This is a genomic window from Pseudomonas sp. NPDC087803, assembly GCF_044742995.1.
GTDB lineage: Bacteria > Pseudomonadota > Gammaproteobacteria > Pseudomonadales > Pseudomonadaceae > Aquipseudomonas.
In genome coordinates this window covers 1-1,201 of sequence record NZ_JBIUVO010000160.1, presented here as the reverse complement: position 1 = coordinate 1,201, position 1,201 = coordinate 1, and the positions used below count along the sequence as shown (strand labels likewise).

At 56.9% G+C, this 1,201-nt stretch carries 1 pseudogene; it reads right to left on the bottom strand.

Annotated features, from left to right (window positions below):
• Positions 1–1,201 (bottom strand): annotated as a pseudogene (locus tag ACIOUG_RS27170) (DNA-directed RNA polymerase subunit beta'); the annotation flags it as partial.

Genomic DNA, 1,201 nt, shown 5'->3' with positions numbered 1-1,201 from the left:
AAAAACGCCGACCGCTTCACCGATGTTCACCTGGTGACCACGCGCCAGATCACGGCCGTAGCACTTGGCGCAAATGCCATAGCGGGTTTCGCAGCTGATCGGCGAACGCACGATCACTTCGTCGATGCTGTTCAGCTCGATGAACTCAACCCACTTCTCGTCTACCAGGGTACCGGCAGGAACGATGACGTCCTCGGTGCCTGGCTTGAATACGTCACGGGCGATAACACGACCCAATACGCGCTCACCCAACGGCTCTACAACGTCACCGCCTTCAATGTGCGGAGTCATCAGCAGACCGTGTTCGGTGCCGCAATCGATCTCGGTTACAACCAGATCCTGCGCCACGTCTACCAGACGACGAGTCAGGTAACCGGAGTTCGCAGTTTTCAACGCGGTATCCGCCAGACCTTTACGAGCACCGTGAGTCGAGATGAAGTACTGAAGTACGCTCAGACCTTCACGGAAGTTCGCAGTAATCGGCGTTTCAATGATGGAACCGTCCGGCTTGGCCATCAGACCACGCATACCGGCCAGCTGACGAATCTGTGCTGCGGAACCCCGCGCACCCGAGTCGGCCATCATGTACATCGAGTTGAAGGACTCTTGGTCGACTTCGTCGCCGTGACGGTCGATGACTTTCTCTTTCGAGAGGTTGGCCATCATCGCCTTGGAAACTTCGTCGTTCGCCTTCGACCAAAGGTCGATCACTTTGTTGTACTTCTCGCCCTGGGTTACCAGGCCGGAGGCGTACTGGCTCTCGATCTCTTTCACTTCGTCGGTGGCTGCACCGATGATGCGGGCTTTTTCGTCCGGGATAACGAAGTCGTTAACGCCGATGGAAACGCCGGAGATGGTCGAGTAAGCGAAACCGGTGTACATCAACTGGTCAGCGAAGATCACGGTCTCTTTCAGACCAACCACGCGGTAGCACTGGTTGATCAGCTTGGAGATCGCCTTTTTCTTCATCGGCAGGTTGACGACGTCGTACGACAGACCTTTTGGCACAACCTGGAACAGCAGCGCACGGCCGACAGTGGTGTCGACGATACGGGTACCGCTCACGCTGTTGCCGTCACGGTCGTTGACGGTTTCGTTGATACGAACCTTGACCTTGGCGTGCAGTGCGGCTTCGCCGGCACGGAACACACGGTCAACTTCCTGCAGATCCGCGAATACTCGACCTTCGCCCTTGGCGTTG